Annotated in this window: 16 protein-coding genes; 11 read left to right on the forward strand and 5 right to left on the reverse strand. The window is 41.6% G+C overall.

What is annotated here, in order from left to right:
* Positions 1–35 precede the first annotated feature (35 nt).
* From spoVS to JNUCC41_RS17395, 4 genes are all read left to right on the forward strand, one after another.
* A complete protein-coding gene (gene spoVS / locus JNUCC41_RS17380) occupies positions 36–296 on the forward strand; it encodes a stage V sporulation protein SpoVS (protein WP_029281188.1) in 261 nt (86 codons plus the stop codon).
* Between the two features lie 133 nt (positions 297–429).
* A complete protein-coding gene (locus JNUCC41_RS17385) occupies positions 430–1,365 on the forward strand; it encodes a dipeptidase (protein WP_192204083.1) in 936 nt (311 codons plus the stop codon).
* Positions 1,366–1,582: 217 nt separating this feature from the next.
* The gene (locus tag JNUCC41_RS17390; RefSeq protein WP_192204084.1) at positions 1,583–3,340 is read left to right on the forward strand and encodes a 2-oxoacid:acceptor oxidoreductase subunit alpha; all 1,758 of its coding nucleotides are present in this window, start codon (positions 1,583–1,585) and stop codon (positions 3,338–3,340) included.
* The gene (locus tag JNUCC41_RS17395) at positions 3,327–4,193 is read left to right on the forward strand and encodes a 2-oxoacid:ferredoxin oxidoreductase subunit beta (RefSeq protein WP_192204085.1); all 867 of its coding nucleotides are present in this window, start codon (positions 3,327–3,329) and stop codon (positions 4,191–4,193) included. Before JNUCC41_RS17390 ends, JNUCC41_RS17395 begins: the two co-directional genes overlap by 14 nt.
* Before the next feature lie 107 nt (positions 4,194–4,300).
* Here JNUCC41_RS17395 and JNUCC41_RS17400 read toward each other — a convergent pair whose 3' ends face one another.
* On the reverse strand, positions 4,301–4,624 hold the full coding sequence (locus tag JNUCC41_RS17400) for a hypothetical protein (protein WP_192204086.1): 324 nt from the start codon (positions 4,622–4,624) through the stop codon (positions 4,301–4,303).
* 328 nt (positions 4,625–4,952) lie between these two features.
* Between JNUCC41_RS17400 and tdh the strand changes: the two genes are divergently transcribed.
* The gene (gene tdh, locus JNUCC41_RS17405) at positions 4,953–5,993 is read left to right on the forward strand and encodes an L-threonine 3-dehydrogenase (RefSeq protein WP_192208202.1); all 1,041 of its coding nucleotides are present in this window, start codon (positions 4,953–4,955) and stop codon (positions 5,991–5,993) included.
* Here the strand turns inward: tdh and JNUCC41_RS17410 are convergent.
* Genes JNUCC41_RS17410 through JNUCC41_RS17420 form a run of 3 tightly spaced genes read right to left on the reverse strand, consistent with a single transcriptional unit; the run spans position 5,990 to position 6,634 of the window.
* Complete coding sequence (locus tag JNUCC41_RS17410) at positions 5,990–6,280, reverse strand: hypothetical protein (RefSeq protein ID WP_192204087.1); 291 nt, start codon at positions 6,278–6,280, stop codon at positions 5,990–5,992. The genes tdh and JNUCC41_RS17410 overlap by 4 nt on opposite strands.
* On the reverse strand, positions 6,216–6,425 hold the full coding sequence (locus JNUCC41_RS17415; protein WP_192204088.1) for a hypothetical protein: 210 nt from the start codon (positions 6,423–6,425) through the stop codon (positions 6,216–6,218). Before JNUCC41_RS17415 ends, JNUCC41_RS17410 begins: the two co-directional genes overlap by 65 nt.
* Before the next feature lie 38 nt (positions 6,426–6,463).
* Positions 6,464–6,634: a hypothetical protein gene (locus JNUCC41_RS17420; RefSeq protein WP_192204089.1), complete on the reverse strand. Its 171-nt coding sequence runs from the start codon at positions 6,632–6,634 to the stop codon at positions 6,464–6,466.
* Between the two features lie 303 nt (positions 6,635–6,937).
* Here JNUCC41_RS17420 and miaB point away from each other — a divergent pair, with 303 nt between their 5' ends.
* From miaB to mutL, 5 genes are all read left to right on the forward strand, one after another.
* Positions 6,938–8,482, forward strand: coding sequence for a tRNA (N6-isopentenyl adenosine(37)-C2)-methylthiotransferase MiaB (gene miaB / locus JNUCC41_RS17425; protein WP_137019693.1), 1,545 nt, complete (start codon positions 6,938–6,940; stop codon positions 8,480–8,482).
* Between the two features lies 1 nt (position 8,483).
* On the forward strand, positions 8,484–8,912 hold the full coding sequence (locus JNUCC41_RS17430) for a YlbF/YmcA family competence regulator (RefSeq protein WP_063231802.1): 429 nt from the start codon (positions 8,484–8,486) through the stop codon (positions 8,910–8,912).
* 215 nt (positions 8,913–9,127) lie between these two features.
* Positions 9,128–9,667, forward strand: a complete 540-nt coding sequence (locus tag JNUCC41_RS17435; RefSeq protein WP_192204090.1) for an outer spore coat protein CotE — start codon at positions 9,128–9,130, stop codon at positions 9,665–9,667.
* A 270-nt stretch (positions 9,668–9,937) separates the two neighbouring features.
* Positions 9,938–12,568 (forward strand): DNA mismatch repair protein MutS, encoded by a 2,631-nt coding sequence (gene mutS / locus JNUCC41_RS17440; protein WP_192204091.1) that lies wholly within the window; start codon positions 9,938–9,940, stop codon positions 12,566–12,568.
* 22 nt (positions 12,569–12,590) lie between these two features.
* Positions 12,591–14,531 (forward strand): DNA mismatch repair endonuclease MutL, encoded by a 1,941-nt coding sequence (gene mutL / locus JNUCC41_RS17445; RefSeq protein ID WP_192204092.1) that lies wholly within the window; start codon positions 12,591–12,593, stop codon positions 14,529–14,531.
* 140 nt (positions 14,532–14,671) lie between these two features.
* On the opposite strand, the gene JNUCC41_RS27440 is transcribed toward mutL, so the two are convergent.
* A complete protein-coding gene (locus JNUCC41_RS27440; RefSeq protein ID WP_430624068.1) occupies positions 14,672–14,911 on the reverse strand; it encodes a tyrosine-type recombinase/integrase in 240 nt (79 codons plus the stop codon).
* A gap of 172 nt (positions 14,912–15,083) precedes the next feature.
* On the opposite strand from JNUCC41_RS27440, the gene JNUCC41_RS17455 reads away from it, so the two are divergent.
* Complete coding sequence (locus JNUCC41_RS17455; protein WP_192204093.1) at positions 15,084–15,692, forward strand: PadR family transcriptional regulator; 609 nt, start codon at positions 15,084–15,086, stop codon at positions 15,690–15,692.

The following is a 15,692-nucleotide window of genomic DNA, read 5'->3' on the forward strand; positions in this document are numbered from 1 at the left end:
GTTAGAATCGGCAGGGAAAACAAGGAGGACTAGGAATGGAAATATTAAAAGTTTCAGCAAAATCTAATCCTAATTCTGTAGCAGGCGCACTAGCGGGAGTGCTCAGGGAAAGAGGAGCAGCCGAAATTCAAGCAATCGGTGCAGGTGCGTTAAATCAAGCCGTCAAGGCAGTAGCAATCGCGAGAGGGTTTGTCGCACCTAGTGGAGTCGACTTGATTTGTATTCCTGCCTTTACAGATATACTTATTGATGGCGAAGAGAGAACGGCAATAAAACTAATCATTGAACCAAGATAATTTCATGTTTGGGTGCCCTGTTTGTCGGAAGGCGAGCAGGCTCTTTTTTGTCCTGAAATCAAAATGACGAAAAATCCATGTCCCATTATAATGGAATGTATAATCTTAAAAAGATACAGGAAGGAGAATTACATTGGCGATTTTTGATGCACATTGTGATGTGCTGATGAAAATGTTCATCGATCCGGATATTACTTTTACGAATAGTGATAAATTGCATATAACAAAGCGGGGATTATTGGATGAAGGGGGAAAGGTCCAATGTTTTGCCATATATATTCCTGAAAAAGTCCACCCTGATATGAGGTTTCAAGCCGCTTTGGCGATGGTGGATATTTTTTATGAAAAAATTTTATCAGAGCCTGAAATGAAATTTATAAAGACCCAGGCAGACATTCAATCTTTAAAAGAAAATGAAATAGGTGCAATGCTAACTTTGGAAGGGTGCGATTGCATTGGGAATGATTTGTTGAAACTGAAAACACTTATTCATCTTGGAGTTTCCTCCATAGGACTAACTTGGAATTACGCTAATTTGGTAGCGGATGGGGCATTAGAAACAAGAGGGGGCGGCTTGACAGGGTTTGGAACAGATGTAGTGGCACTATTGAATGAGAAGTCAATTTGGTGTGATTTATCCCATTTATCTGAAGCAGGGTTTTGGGACACCCTAAAGTTGTCGGAATTCCCAATTGCCTCCCATTCGAATGCTTATCATCTTTGTCCGCATCCACGAAATTTAAAGGACGGGCAGATAAAAGCCCTTTTGCAGAAAAATGGGGTGATCGGCGTAACCTTTGTCCCGCAATTTCTTTCAAATGGCGGTTCGGCTACGATAAAGGATATCTTGAAACATATAGAACATATATGCAGTTTAGGAGGGGAAAGACAAATTGGATTAGGGTCGGACTTCGATGGAATCGATCATATGGTAGAAAATTTAATGTCTTATAAGGATTATCATAACTTAATCAATGAACTGAACAGGCTTTATTCCAGTGAGTTTGTAAAAGGACTCCTTTTTGATAATTTCACCCGTAATTTTCCGCATGAAAAGGTAATATCTTAAATGATTTTTAATTCTTACTATATAGATATGAATTATTATTCTGAAAATATAAAAAATAAAAGCAAAAAGGTTGCAATTTAATGATTTAACCGATAGAATTGAAAGCGTTTAGTACACCTTTCCTAAAATAGAACGATTAATTATACATAGTTGAATGTTCTGAAGAGAGGTGCGGTTAAATGCATTTATATACGAACGTCCTAAAGGAGTGTAAGACATGATCAATCAACTTTCATGGAAAGTTGGCGGACAACAAGGTGAAGGTATTGAAAGTACAGGAGAAATATTCTGTATTGCCCTCAATCGCTTAGGTTATTACTTGTATGGCTACCGTCATTTCTCATCCCGAATCAAGGGTGGACACACGAATAACAAAATTCGTGTAAGTACTACGGAAACTCGTGCTATCTCTGATGATTTAGACATCTTAGTTGCTTTTGACCAAGAAACAATTGACGTCAATTATAAAGAATTACATGAGGGTGGCATCATAATCGCAGATGCAAAATTCAAACCTGTCTGCCCAGAAGATACAAAGGCAGAATTATATATTGTTCCATTTACGGAAATAGCAGCCGAATTAGGAACATCATTAATGAAAAATATGGTGGCAATCGGCGCGACATGTGCTGTTCTAGGTATGGAAATATCCGTCTTCAACGATGTGGTTGATGAAATATTCGGCCGTAAAGGTGAAGAAATCGTTAAGAAGAATATGGATGCCATTACTGCTGGCTATAAGGCAATGGAAGTGTTGCTTGGAGAAAAACTGGGAGCAATGGAACTGGAAAAGGCGGATGGCCAAAAACGAATGTTCATGATTGGTAACGATGCCATCGCTTTAGGAGCAGTTGCAGGCGGTTGCCGCTTCATGGCAGCTTACCCGATTACTCCGGCCTCTGAAATTATGGAATACTTAATTAAAAAACTCCCTCAATTTGGTGGGACGGTCATACAGACTGAAGATGAAATCGCGGCGGCTACAATGGCAATCGGTGCAAACTATGGCGGTGTACGTGCCATCACAGCTTCAGCTGGACCTGGACTTTCCTTGAAAATGGAAGCGATTGGTTTAGCGGGCATTACCGAAACTCCAATTGTCATCGTCGATACTCAACGTGGCGGTCCATCCACGGGACTTCCTACAAAACAGGAGCAATCCGATTTAATGGCGATGATCTATGGTACACATGGTGAAATACCTAAAATCGTCATGGCTCCGAGTACTGTTGAGGAAGCTTTTTACGATACGGCAGAAGCATTCAACCTTGCAGAGGAATATCAATGTCCAGTTATCGTTTTATCCGACCTACAGCTATCATTAGGTAAACAAACGGTTCAGCCGCTTGATTACGGCAAAGTGGAGATAAGACGCGGAAAATTGGTTGACTTTGAAATTGAAGAGTCTGAAAACAAATCTTACTTCAAGCGTTATGAAGTAACGGAAGACGGAGTCTCACCACGTGTAGTGCCTGGTATGAAAAATGGGATTCACCATGTTACAGGTGTTGAACATGATGAAACGGGCAGACCTTCCGAGACGGCTTTGAATCGTAAATTGCAAATGGATAAACGGATGCGTAAGCTGAATAATTTATCTAACACATTCCAAACACCAGTATACAAAAACACACCGCATGAAGAAGCGGATTTATTAATTCTCGGCTTTAACTCAACACGCGGGACGATTGATGAAGCGATCGGCCGGTTAGAAACGGATGGAATGAAAGTGAATCATGCGCATATCCGTTTGATTCATCCTTTCCCAGCAGATGAAGTCCTATCATTGGTGCAAAGTGCTAAGAAAGTAGTAGTTATTGAAAATAATGCGACTGGACAATTGGCTAATATTATCAAGATGAATGTTGGACATGTTAATAAAATTAAAAGCATCCTAAAATATGATGGCAACCCATTCCTCCCGCATGAAATTCACACACAATGCAAGGAGATGTTCGAATATGGCAACGTTTAAAGAGTTTCGGAATGATGTAAAACCTAACTGGTGTCCTGGTTGCGGGGATTTCTCCGTTCAGGCTGCCATGCAGCGTGCGGCAGCCAATGTAGGATTGGAGCCGGAGAATTTGGCCGTTGTTTCCGGTATCGGCTGTTCAGGTCGTATATCGGGTTACATCAAGTCCTATGGTTTCCATGGCATCCATGGCCGCTCACTGCCAATTGCCCAAGGAGTAAAAATGGCCAACCGTGAATTGACCGTTATAGCTTCAGGCGGTGACGGAGATGGTTTTGCTATCGGGATGGGACACACCATCCATGCGATTCGCCGTAATATCGACATTACGTATATAGTCATGGATAACCAAATTTATGGATTGACAAAAGGCCAGACTTCTCCTAGGTCCGCTGCTGGATTTAAAACTAAATCCACACCAGAAGGATCAATAGAACAAGCTGTTTCACCTATGGAATTAGCATTGTCAGCTGGTGCTACGTTTGTCGCCCAAAGCTTTTCCACTGACTTGAAAGACCTGACGGCAATCATTGAAGCAGGGATAAACCACAAAGGGTTCTCCTTTATCAATGTTTTCTCTCCTTGCGTAACATATAATAAGATCAATACGTATGATTGGTTTAAACAAAACTTAACTAAATTGAACACGATAGAAGGCTATGATTCATCAAATAAAGAACAGGCCATGCAGACTTTGATGCAACATGACAGCCTTGTGACAGGGATTATTTATCAAGACTCTTCACGCCCTTCGTACCAGGAATTAGTGCCAGGGTATGCTGAAAAAGCGTTGAATAAATCAGAGCTGACACTGGATCAACAACACTTTGATAAGCTTGTTGCTGAATTTATGTAAAAAGTTAAAAGGTTCACCCCTTAATATGGGGTGAACCTTTTTTGTGGTTAATTATCAGGCTCTCCAGTAGATGTGCCACATGCTAGAAGACTTTCGACTGGCTTAGCTTAACAACCGTTGTTGCATCCGCCGAAGTTACGGTTAAAAGAAGCAACCGCCACCGCAACGGCCACCGCAACGGCCACCGAAACCGCCACAGAAACCGCCACCGAAACCGAAGCAACAACGATTCCTTCTTCTACAACAACAACGTTCATTGTCGTGATGATGATGATGATGATGGTGACGATCGCGGTCACGATCCCGGTCCCGATCGCGGTCCCGATCGCAGTCCCGATCGCGGTCTCGATCGCGGTCCCGATCGCAGTCCCGATCGCGGTCTCGATCGCGGTCCCGATCCCGGTCCCGGTCCCGATCCCGATCGCGGTCATGGTCGCGTCTATTACAGCCCCTCACCGCACGACAAAAATCGTTTGCGATTCTGTCGTTATTATTGCGGTTATCATGATGATCATGATTTTTGCTTTCACATGACATATAAGTCACTCCTTCATAATTTTTGTTTGTACAAGATATCTTATTCAAGAGCGGACAGGATGCTATAGAAACATGACCCATTTAACGAAAATGTACGAATGCCCTAAAAATCACCATTATTAATGTGAAAAGCGATTATGGTATTTTTGTGACGGATTTTTCATATATTTACATATTAAGGAATATGAAGAGGGCAGCCCTATTTCAGGGGGAATGTACATGTTGAGAGGTAAAATGAAAGCCGTCGTCAAACACCACCGAGGTTATGGGGCACAGTTACAAGTTGTCGATATACCGGATATTCGTGATGACGAGGTCTTGATTCGGGTGAAAATGACCTCGATCTGCGGAACGGATATTCATATCTTCACCTGGGATGAATGGTCACGGGGAAGAGTGAGTCCACCATACGTATTTGGGCACGAATTTGCTGGGGAAGTAATCGAGACAGGAGCAAGGGTCAGCAATGTTTCAGTTGGTGATTATGTATCTGCAGAAACACATATCGTTTGCGGAACATGCAGGCAGTGTTTAATGGGTCAATTCCATATTTGTAAAAAAACAAACATTATCGGTGTTGATAAACAAGGATGCTTTGCAGAGTATATAGCTCTGCCAGCCAAAAATTTATGGAAAAATCCAAGTGATATGCCACTCGATATAGCTACCATCCAAGAACCGATGGGTAATGCAGTCCATTCAGTGCTAGCTGGCGAGGTGCTGGGTAAAACGGTGGCAATAATCGGTTGTGGTCCAATTGGACTTATGGCGATTGCTGTTGCAAAGGCTGCGGGAGCTGATAAAGTAATCGCTCTAGATATTAATGATTATCGACTTCAGCTTGCCAAAAAGATGGGTGCGACAGACATCATTCATTCAATTAAACAGGATCCATTGGAAATCACGAAAGGCCTCACAAGTGCGGATGGGGTGGATGTTGTTTGCGAAATGAGCGGTAATCCTGCAGCTATCCAACAAGGGTTTAAGATGGCTACGAATGGTGGAAGAATATCAATACTAAGTCTGCCTTCTAAGCCCGTCACGCTTAATATAACGGAGGATATTGTATTCAAGGGCCTTACTGTCCAAGGGATAACCGGAAGGAAGATGTTTTCAACCTGGCAACAGGTTTCAAGTCTGCTTGAAAGTGGCAAGGTTGATGTAAAACCGATGATTACCCACCGTTTTTCACTAAGCGATTTTGAAAAGGGATTTGAATTGATGACCAAAGGTCAGTGTGGTAAGGTTCTTCTGATACCTTAAAGAGTGAGAAGGTTTACGAGTAAAACGCCCAAACTCACGAGTAAAGTGGTCAAACTCACGAGTAAAGCGGTCAAACTCACGAGTAAAACGCCCAAACTCACGAGTAAAGTGGTCAAATTCACGAGTAAAGTGCCCAAAACACGAGTAAAGTGCCCAAACTCACGAGTAAAGCGGTCAAATTCACGAGTAAAACGCCCAAACTCACGAGTAAAGCGGTCAAACTCAGGAGTAAAGTCCCCAAAACACGAGTAAAGTGCCCAAAACACGAGTAAAGTGCCCAAACTCACGAGTAAAACGCCCAAATTCACGAGTAAAGCGGTCAAATTCACGAGTAAAGTGCCCAAAACACGAGTAAAGCGCCCAAAACACGAGTAAAGTGCCCAAACTCACGAGTAAAGCGGTCAAACTCACGAGTAAAGCGGTCAAATTCACGAGTAAAACGCCCAAACTCACGAGTAAAGCGGTCAAACTCAGGAGTAAAGTCCCCAAAACACGAGTAAAGTGCCCAAACTCACGAGTAAAGTGGTCAAACTCACGAGTAAAACGCCCAAACTCACGAGTAAAGCGGTCAAATTCACGAATAAAGTGCCCAAAACACGAGTAAAGCGGTCAAACTCACGAGTAAAGTGCATGGTCTGCATTTGAAATAGCTGTGAAGGAATAGTAAGAAGGGGCTAAGTTCGTTAGAATATGCGAATCGGGTCTCTTTTTTTAGTTCACAATTACCTTATTTATGAAAAATTTCTTACAATTGAAGAAGCCACGACAGAATGATTGTTTCTTGCTGTTAAAAGCTTTATACTATAATAATGTGGATATATCACACTTAATAGCTAATATTTACTGGTAATTCTTAAAAAGGAATCCGTATAAAACCATTTGAAGATAGGTCTTGAAATAGTTGGTGAAAGAAATAAACTAACTATTTTGAAAGGAGATTAACCATGAACGAGAAACAACGATTAGAATCACAACAAGTACAGGCTGAGAATCCAGCGGACAAAAAATCCGAAAAGGACTTCAGTAAGTACTTCCAAGCCGTTTATATTCCGCCTTCCTTAAAAGATGCGAAAAAGCGAGGAAAAGAAGAAGTAGAATATCATGATGACTTTGCAATTCCTGAAGGTTTCCGTGGAATGGGAGAAGGTAAAAAGTTTTACATCCGTACTTATGGCTGTCAAATGAACGAACATGATACAGAAGTCATGGCGGGCATCTTTATGGCACTTGGTTATCAGCCGACAGACACGGTGGATGATGCTAACGTCATTTTACTTAACACTTGTGCGATTCGGGAAGGCGCAGAGAATAAAGTGTTCGGTGAATTGGGGCATTTAAAATCATTGAAATTGGAAAAGCCGGATCTACTGCTTGGGGTTTGCGGTTGTATGTCACAAGAGGAGTCAGTTGTAAAGCGGATTCTAGAGAAGCACCATTTTGTTGATATGATTTTCGGAACGCATAATATCCACCGGCTGCCGCAAATTCTTAATGAAGCTTATCTTTCCAAGGAAATGGTCATTGAGGTTTGGTCCAAAGAAGGTGATGTAATCGAGAACCTTCCGAAAGTGCGTAAAGGAAAAACGAAGGCATGGGTCAATATCATGTATGGCTGCGATAAGTTTTGCACTTACTGCATCGTACCTTACACAAGAGGGAAAGAAAGAAGCCGCAGACCAGGAGATATCATCCAAGAAGTCCGTCATTTAGCGGCACAGGGTTACAAGGAAATAACCCTGCTTGGACAGAATGTGAATGCTTACGGTAAAGATTTTACGGATATCGAATATCGTTTCGGCGATTTGATGGATGAAATCCGTAAAATCGATATTCCACGTATTCGTTTTACGACAAGCCATCCCCGTGATTTTGATGATCACTTGATAGAAGTACTGGCTAAAGGCGGCAATCTCGTTGACCATATCCATCTTCCAGTCCAATCGGGAAGTACGGACACACTTAAAATCATGGCCCGTAAATATACACGAGAACAATATTTAGAGCTAGTAAAAAAGATCAAGGAAGCTATTCCAAGTGTATCGCTAACCACTGACATCATTGTAGGCTACCCGAATGAAACGGAAGAGCACTTTGAAGAAACGATGTCTTTATATCGTGAAGTTGGTTTCGATGCAGCATATACTTACATCTATTCACCACGTGAGGGAACACCGGCTGCTAAAATGCAGGATAATGTACCGATGGAAGTGAAAAAGGAACGTCTGCAACGCTTGAATGCCCTTGTCAATGAAACGTGCGCATTGAAAATGAAAGAGTATGATGGACAGATTGTTGAAGTGCTAGTTGAAGGCGAAAGCAAGAAGAATGCGGAAGTATTGGCAGGTTATACAACGAAAAATAAGCTCGTGAACTTCAAAGGACCAAAATCCGCTATTGGCCAAATCGTAAAAGTGAAAATCACCGGAACGAAAACATGGTCATTAAATGGGGATATGGTTGAAGAAGCAACGGCGATTGAGGTGGAGTAATATGACTAAATATACTAAAGATGACATTCTGAACAAAGCGGCCGAGCTTGCTGAAATGATCGCCAGCACGGAAGAAGTCGATTTCTTTAAACGGGCAGAAGCTCACATCAATGAAAACCAAAAAATCAGGGAAATGATCGCCAGCATCAAGAGCTTGCAAAAACAGGCTGTAAACTTCCAGCATTACGGCAAAGAGAAAGCATACAGCCAAGTCCAGGCCAAAATTGATGCATTGGAAAAGCAATTGGATGAACTTCCGATCGTGCAGGAATTCAAACAATCCCAAGTGGATGTAAATGATCTTTTACAAATGGTCTCATCACAAGTATCGAACAAGGTGACGGACCTGATCATTGAATCGACCGAAGGGGACATCCTTCGCGGTGAGACAGGTTCACAGGTACAAGCTGGCGGCGGAAGCTGTTCATGAATATAGAAAAAAAGCCCTTCTGATTTCAGAAGGGCTTTTTCTATATGCGGAAATCCTTATACAGTGCCCATTCGTGACACATATCCCAAAACTTGCGCATAAAATAACCTAGGTTTAAAACATTACAGCAGTTTTCAAACAATTAAAATTCTACGCACACTAGACTTTTACCACGCATAGGATGAATGGAAACTGTATGAGGAGGGTTCGCTAGCATGTCACAATATAGAGAGATAATTACTAAAGCGGTGGTGGCAAAAGGACGTAAGTTCACAAAGTCCTCTCACACCATTTGCCCGGCTCATCATCCTTCTAGCATTCTAGGTTGTTGGATCATCAACCATAAATACGATGCAAAGAAAGTCGGCAAAAAGGTAGAAATTCACGGCAGCTACGAAATCAACGTCTGGTATTCTTATAACCATAATTCGAAGACGGAAGTTGTAACTGAAAAAGTGCAATATACCGACGTTATTTCGCTGAAATACCGTGATCCCGATTGTCTTGATGACCATGAAATCGTTGCAAAAGCTGTCCAACAGCCGAATTGTTTAGAAGCTTGCATCTCCCCATGTGGACAAAAAATCATTGTCCATGTGGAAAGGGAATTCTTTGTGGAAGTCGTCGGCGAAACGAAAATTTGTGTCGCTGTTAGTCCAGATGGCCGCTGTGAGGATGACTGGGGCTCTGATTTCGATGATGAGGATTTCGAAGATTTAGATCCGGATTTCCTTGATGAATTCGAAGACGAATAGAATTTAGAAATTAATACCGGATGACATTCCCTTCATCCGGTTTTATTTAATTTGAAGCGGGACAAGCAGGCCTGGCCATGATCAAAAATAGGGATGCAATGTTACTATATCCGTGCGTATGGCTCTACATAGGCAGCTCAAAAAAAGTTTGAATTCAATGTATAATTGATTTACCATGCAATTTCGAATACAGGCAATGTTGCTTTCCCGTATGTTATAATGAAGGACATAAATGTGTAATAGATTTTAGTTTGGAAAGGTTTTGAAGGAATGGCTGGATATACTCCGATGATACAGCAATATTTAAAAATTAAGGCAGAGTATCAGGATGCCTTTTTATTTTTTCGTTTAGGTGATTTTTATGAAATGTTTTTTGACGATGCACTGAATGCATCACAAGAGCTCGAAATCACATTAACGAGCCGAGAAGGCGGTAGTGAAGAGCGAATTCCGATGTGCGGCATTCCGTATCACTCGGCTGCTAATTATATTGATATATTGATAGAAAAAGGTTTTAAAGTAGCTATTTGTGAACAAACCGAAGATCCGAAGCAAGCCAAAGGTGTGGTACGCAGGGAAGTTGTACAGCTGATTACTCCGGGAACGAAAATGGATAGTAAGGGTCTGCGTGAAAAGGAAAATAATTATATTGCCACCATCACTTATTTCACCGATGGGCAGTTTGGCTTTGGATACAATGATTTATCGACAGGGGAAAATAAGGTCACTTTGATTGAGAGTTTTGAGGAAGTCCTGAATGAATTTGCCATCCTTGGTGCTAGTGAAGTGGTCATTGCCGAGGATTTCAATGAAGAATGGAAAAAAAGGCTGCAAGAACGGGGCGCTGCCGCTCTATCCCTAGAGAATAATTTGGTTCAAAGCGAGTCATTCGTTGCATTACTTCATCTGTTAAAAGACCAGAAACTGGCGACAACGACCTCGCGTTTATTGAATTATCTTTACCGTACCCAAAAACGCAGCCTGGATCATTTACAGCCTGTGCTTGCATATGAAACATCACAATATATGAAAATAGATTATTATAGCAAACGCAATTTGGAATTAACTGAAACCATTCGCTCCAAAGGAAAAAAAGGCTCATTATTATGGCTGCTTGATGAAACGAAAACAGCCATGGGCGGAAGGATGTTGAAACAGTGGATTGATAGGCCGCTCATTAATAAAAAACAGATCGAGCGGAGACAAAGCCTTGTTGAGACCCTGAAAAATCAATACTTCGAACGGCAGGACTTACGTGAACGCCTGAAGGAAGTGTACGACTTGGAGCGGCTTGCCGGCAGGGTTGCCTTCGGGAATGTAAACGCTCGGGACTTGATTCAACTGAAGCGTTCATTACAACAGGTGCCGATCATTCGTGAAATCGTGAAGTCAATGGCTTCCAATCAGGATATTTCAATTCTGGCCGATAAATTGGATCCTTGCGAAGAAGTGACGGATTTGCTTGAAACGGCGCTTGTAGAAAACCCGCCATTGTCCGTAAAGGAAGGGAATATCATTCAGGATGGTTTCCATAAGGAGCTGGATACATACAGGGATGCCAGCAGAAACGGGAAAACCTGGATTGCGCAGCTTGAACGCGAAGAGCGGGAACGGACCGGGATCAAATCTTTGAAAATCGGATATAATCGTGTATTTGGCTATTACATTGAAGTCACACGAGCCAATTTACATCTGCTTGAAGAAGGCCGGTATGAACGGAAGCAAACCTTAACGAATGCCGAACGTTATATCACACCTGAATTGAAAGAAAAGGAAGCTTTGATTTTACAAGCAGAAGAAAAAAGCATCAGTTTGGAGTATGACCTATTCCTCAATCTTCGTGAAGAGGTCAAAAGCTATATCCCGCGCTTACAGGATTTAGCGAAAGGCGTCAGTGAACTGGATGTCCTGCAGTGCTTTGCAACGATTAGCGAAGAACGCCATTATGTGAAGCCAGTCTTTTCTGATGATCGAAGAATCGTACTGAAGGAGGGCCGGCATCCAGTAGTTGAGAAAGTCCTTCAATCACAGGAGTATGTCCCCAATGACTGCTTTATGGATGGAGACAGGGAGTTACTCTTGATCACAGGACCCAATATGTCGGGTAAAAGTACGTATATGCGTCAAATTGCGCTGACATCGATTCTAGCGCAAATTGGATGCTTCGTATCAGCAAGTATAGCTGAATTGCCTATTTTTGATAAGGTGTTTACTAGGATTGGGGCGGCAGATGATTTGATTTCCGGTCAAAGTACATTCATGGTAGAGATGCTCGAAGCAAGAAATGCCATCATGAATGCGACAGAAAACAGTTTGATATTATTTGATGAAATAGGGCGGGGAACATCAACATATGATGGGATGGCGCTTGCTCAGGCCATCATTGAATATATTCATGAGGAAATTGGGGCAAAAACTCTCTTTTCGACCCATTATCACGAATTGACTGTATTGGCGGCAGAACTGCCAAAATTGAAAAATATCCATGTCAGTGCCATTGAGCAAAATGGGAATGTCGTTTTCCTTCATAAAATTAAAGAAGGGCCAGCAGATAAAAGCTATGGAATTCATGTGGCTAAGCTAGCTGATTTACCAGAGCAGTTAATAGATCGGGCGGCCGCTATTTTAGCGCAGCTGGAAAATGAAAATGGACAGGCAAAGGCGATGCCTGAACAGCCTGCTGCTACTGCTGTAGAAGCACCTATTGCCGAAGCTGCCCCGGTAACAGACGTCAATGAGGCACAGCTTTCCTTCTTTGGGGAAGAGGCTCCTAAAGGAAGAGTGAATTCTTCACCTAAGGAAAAAAAGGTGCTGGATGACATAAAATCACTGGATATCCTTGAAATGACGCCGCTTGAGGCAATGAATACCCTTTATAAATTACAAAAGAAACTTAAATGAGAATTAAAGCGAGGCGATAAAAATGGGAAAAATCATACAGCTTGATGAGGCTTTATCTAATAAAATCGCAGCTGGCGAAGTTGTTGAACGCCCAGCCTCAGTCGTTAAGGAACTTGTGGAAAACGCAATAGATGCAAACAGTACCATTATAGAGATTGAATTGGTGGAGGCTGGACTTGGTTCCATCCGGATCGTGGATAATGGCGATGGAATTTTGGCTGATGACATAGAAGCGGCATTTAAACGCCATGCCACAAGTAAAATAAAAGATGAAAATGATCTTTTCCGAATTCGAACACTTGGCTTCCGCGGTGAAGCAATGCCCAGTATTGCTTCAGTTTCCCGTTTTGAAATGAAAAGCAGCACAGGCGAAGGTGTGGGAACACGCATACTTCTTGAAGGCGGCATGGTTAAGGAACTCGAAGCTTCATCCAGCCGAAAAGGAACGGATATCCTGGTTTCCGATTTATTTTACAATACTCCTGCAAGGTTGAAATATATGAAAACGATTCATACCGAGCTAGGAAATATTACGGATGTCGCTAACAGGCTTGCACTTTCGCATCCGGATGTTTCTATTCGGTTATCACACAACGAGAAGCGAATCCTGCATACGAATGGTAACGGTGATGTCAGGCAGGTGCTAGCCGCAATTTATGGTACGAATATTGCCAAAAAGATGATTCCGGTTCAGGCAAGCTCCTTGGACTTCAAATTATCCGGATATATCGTTATGCCTGAGGTCACCCGGGCTTCAAGGAATTATATTTCAACCATGATAAACGGCCGCTTCATTAAAAACTATGCGCTCGTGAAAGCAATCCTGGATGGGTACCATACACTCCTTCCAATTGGGCGTTTTCCAATTGCTTTGTTGAATATTGAAATGGATCCGATTCTTGTCGATGTCAATGTACATCCATCCAAAATGGAGGTAAGGCTTAGCAAGGAACAGGAATTGTACAGTCTTGTATCGGAAACGATCAAATCTTCGTTTAAAAAGATGACTCTAATACCAAGTGGATATACACCAACACCAAAGCCGGAACAGGTGAAAAGTGAGCAAACCGAGCTGGAATTGGACCATGTTGTGGAAAGCGGCAAGCGGGTCCTTGAAGAAGCCAAGAAAGAAGCTTCACTCTTGAAGGATACCTTGATTCGGGAAAAGCAGGAACAAAAGAGTTATGTGGATCATAATGAAGATTTCAATCTAGAACCAATAAAGGAAATAATCTATAGCAATGAAAAGCAGCAAATGGCAGATGCTTATATTCCGGTTTTACAAGATGATGAAAGCAAACCAAATTACGAGTCAGCTGAAAAGTATACAACCTATACGGTCGAACAAGAGGAAGAAATTGAGGTGAATGAACCGGATAGCCGCATCCCTCCCATGTACCCAATTGGGCAAATGCATGGAACCTATATTTTCGCCCAAAATGAAAAAGGATTGTACATTATAGACCAACATGCTGCCCAGGAACGGATCAAATACGAATATTTTAAAGAAAAGGTCGGACGTGTTGAAAACGAGCTACAGGATATGCTAGTTCCCATCACCCTTGAATTTTCAACAGACCAATGTATCAGGATAAATGAATATAGGCATGAATTGGAAAAAGTAGGCATCTATTTAGAAGAGTTTGGCTATAACGCCTATATTGTCCGATCGCATCCACAATGGTTCCCTAAAGGAATTGAACAGGAAATCCTTGAAGAAATGATAGAACAATTGCTATCGATGAAAAAGGTCGACATCAAAAAACTGCGTGAAGAAGCAGCCATCATGATGAGCTGTAAAGCCTCAATAAAGGCAAACCGTCATCTGCGCAATGATGAAATCCAAGCATTATTGGATGAACTAAGGCGGACAACCGATCCCTTCACATGTCCTCATGGAAGACCTATCATCATCTCTTATTCCATTTATGAAATGGAGAAAATGTTCAAGAGGGTCATGTAATGAAAAGCAATGGAGAATCCTTATGCAATGGGATTCTCCATTGCTTTTTTAGTTAAATGACCACTTTTATTGGTTCGTGCTCTTTTTTCCTGAAGCTTTTTAAAAGTTTTCTGCAGAGGAGTCCTGTATATTCTGAGTAACTAGGTATATTTATCCAATGTGATAGAAACTATTGAATGGCCTAATCTTTCTGATACCACCTTGGAATTTTCTCCGATCTCCAACATTATAGTTGCATGTGTATGGCGTAAATCATGGAATCGAATCCTCTTCATTCCGGCAAGCATAATATCATAAAGAAGCTGCTTGTGTATCGTATTGGGATTGACTGACTCTCCACCAAAAGCAGAAACGACAAAGTGATCCGCTATTAACTTCAACCCCACTCCTGTTTCTTAACTTTGTGAGATTGTAATTCTTCGATCCTCTCATTGGTAAAAAGATAACTTTCTTGAAACTATGTAAAATTTATTATGATATGGTTGTTTTTACCTGTAATTAGACATATCATAATGATATATCAGAGTGATATGTGGAAGGGGGATTGTTACATTGTCAATTGAAAGTTCTATACTTGCTATATTAAGCTTTTGGCCCAGTACAGGCTACAATATAAAAGCAGAGTTTGAGCATAAAGCTGCCGGCTTATACTGGGGAATGAGTTATGGGAGTATTTACCCGAAATTAAAGAAGCTTGAAGAAGAAGGACTTGTTTATCCTATTGAACAAGAGGAAGAGGGACGTAAAAAGAAACTTTATGAACTTACCCCAAAAGGGTGGGAGGAATTTGAAAACTGGCTTCAACTCCCACCTGCCTACCCAATAATTAGAGACGAATTATTAATGAAGATGTCCACATGGCATGAAGATATGGAAAGCTCAGTATTAATCAGTCATCTACTAAGAAGAAAAAAGACAACCGAAGATTTACTTGAATTTGTAAAAGACTGGCCGACAAACGGAACCTCTTACATCAGTAAAGTGGGTATGCTAACCATTCGCTATTCTGAATTACGACTGGAAGCGGAGTTGAAATGGATTGAAGAATCAATAAATGCTTTGGAAAATAATCAACTTTCAAAAGGGCAGGATCCTAACGGGAATACAGAAAAACTGCTAGCAAGACGAAGAGGGGCAACCCAAGGGGAAAAGGAGAAATAA

This window comes from Brevibacillus sp. JNUCC-41 (genome assembly GCF_014844095.1).
GTDB lineage: Bacteria > Bacillota > Bacilli > Bacillales > DSM-1321 > Peribacillus > Peribacillus aracenensis.

Coding starts and splice junctions, on each gene's coding strand:
- spoVS (WP_029281188.1), top strand. CDS start 36: ATGGAAATATTAAAAGTTTCAGCAAAATCTAATCCTAATTCTGTAGCA.
- JNUCC41_RS17390 (WP_192204084.1), top strand. CDS start 1,583: ATGATCAATCAACTTTCATGGAAAGTTGGCGGACAACAAGGTGAAGGT.
- JNUCC41_RS17395 (WP_192204085.1), top strand. CDS start 3,327: ATGGCAACGTTTAAAGAGTTTCGGAATGATGTAAAACCTAACTGGTGT.
- JNUCC41_RS17400 (WP_192204086.1), bottom strand. CDS start 4,624: ATGACCGCGATCGGGATCGGGACCGGGACCGGGATCGGGACCGCGATC.
- JNUCC41_RS17420 (WP_192204089.1), bottom strand. CDS start 6,634: ATGCAGACCATGCACTTTACTCGTGAGTTTGACCGCTTTACTCGTGTT.
- miaB (WP_137019693.1), top strand. CDS start 6,938: ATGAACGAGAAACAACGATTAGAATCACAACAAGTACAGGCTGAGAAT.
- JNUCC41_RS17430 (WP_063231802.1), top strand. CDS start 8,484: ATGACTAAATATACTAAAGATGACATTCTGAACAAAGCGGCCGAGCTT.
- JNUCC41_RS17435 (WP_192204090.1), top strand. CDS start 9,128: ATGTCACAATATAGAGAGATAATTACTAAAGCGGTGGTGGCAAAAGGA.
- mutS (WP_192204091.1), top strand. CDS start 9,938: ATGGCTGGATATACTCCGATGATACAGCAATATTTAAAAATTAAGGCA.
- mutL (WP_192204092.1), top strand. CDS start 12,591: ATGGGAAAAATCATACAGCTTGATGAGGCTTTATCTAATAAAATCGCA.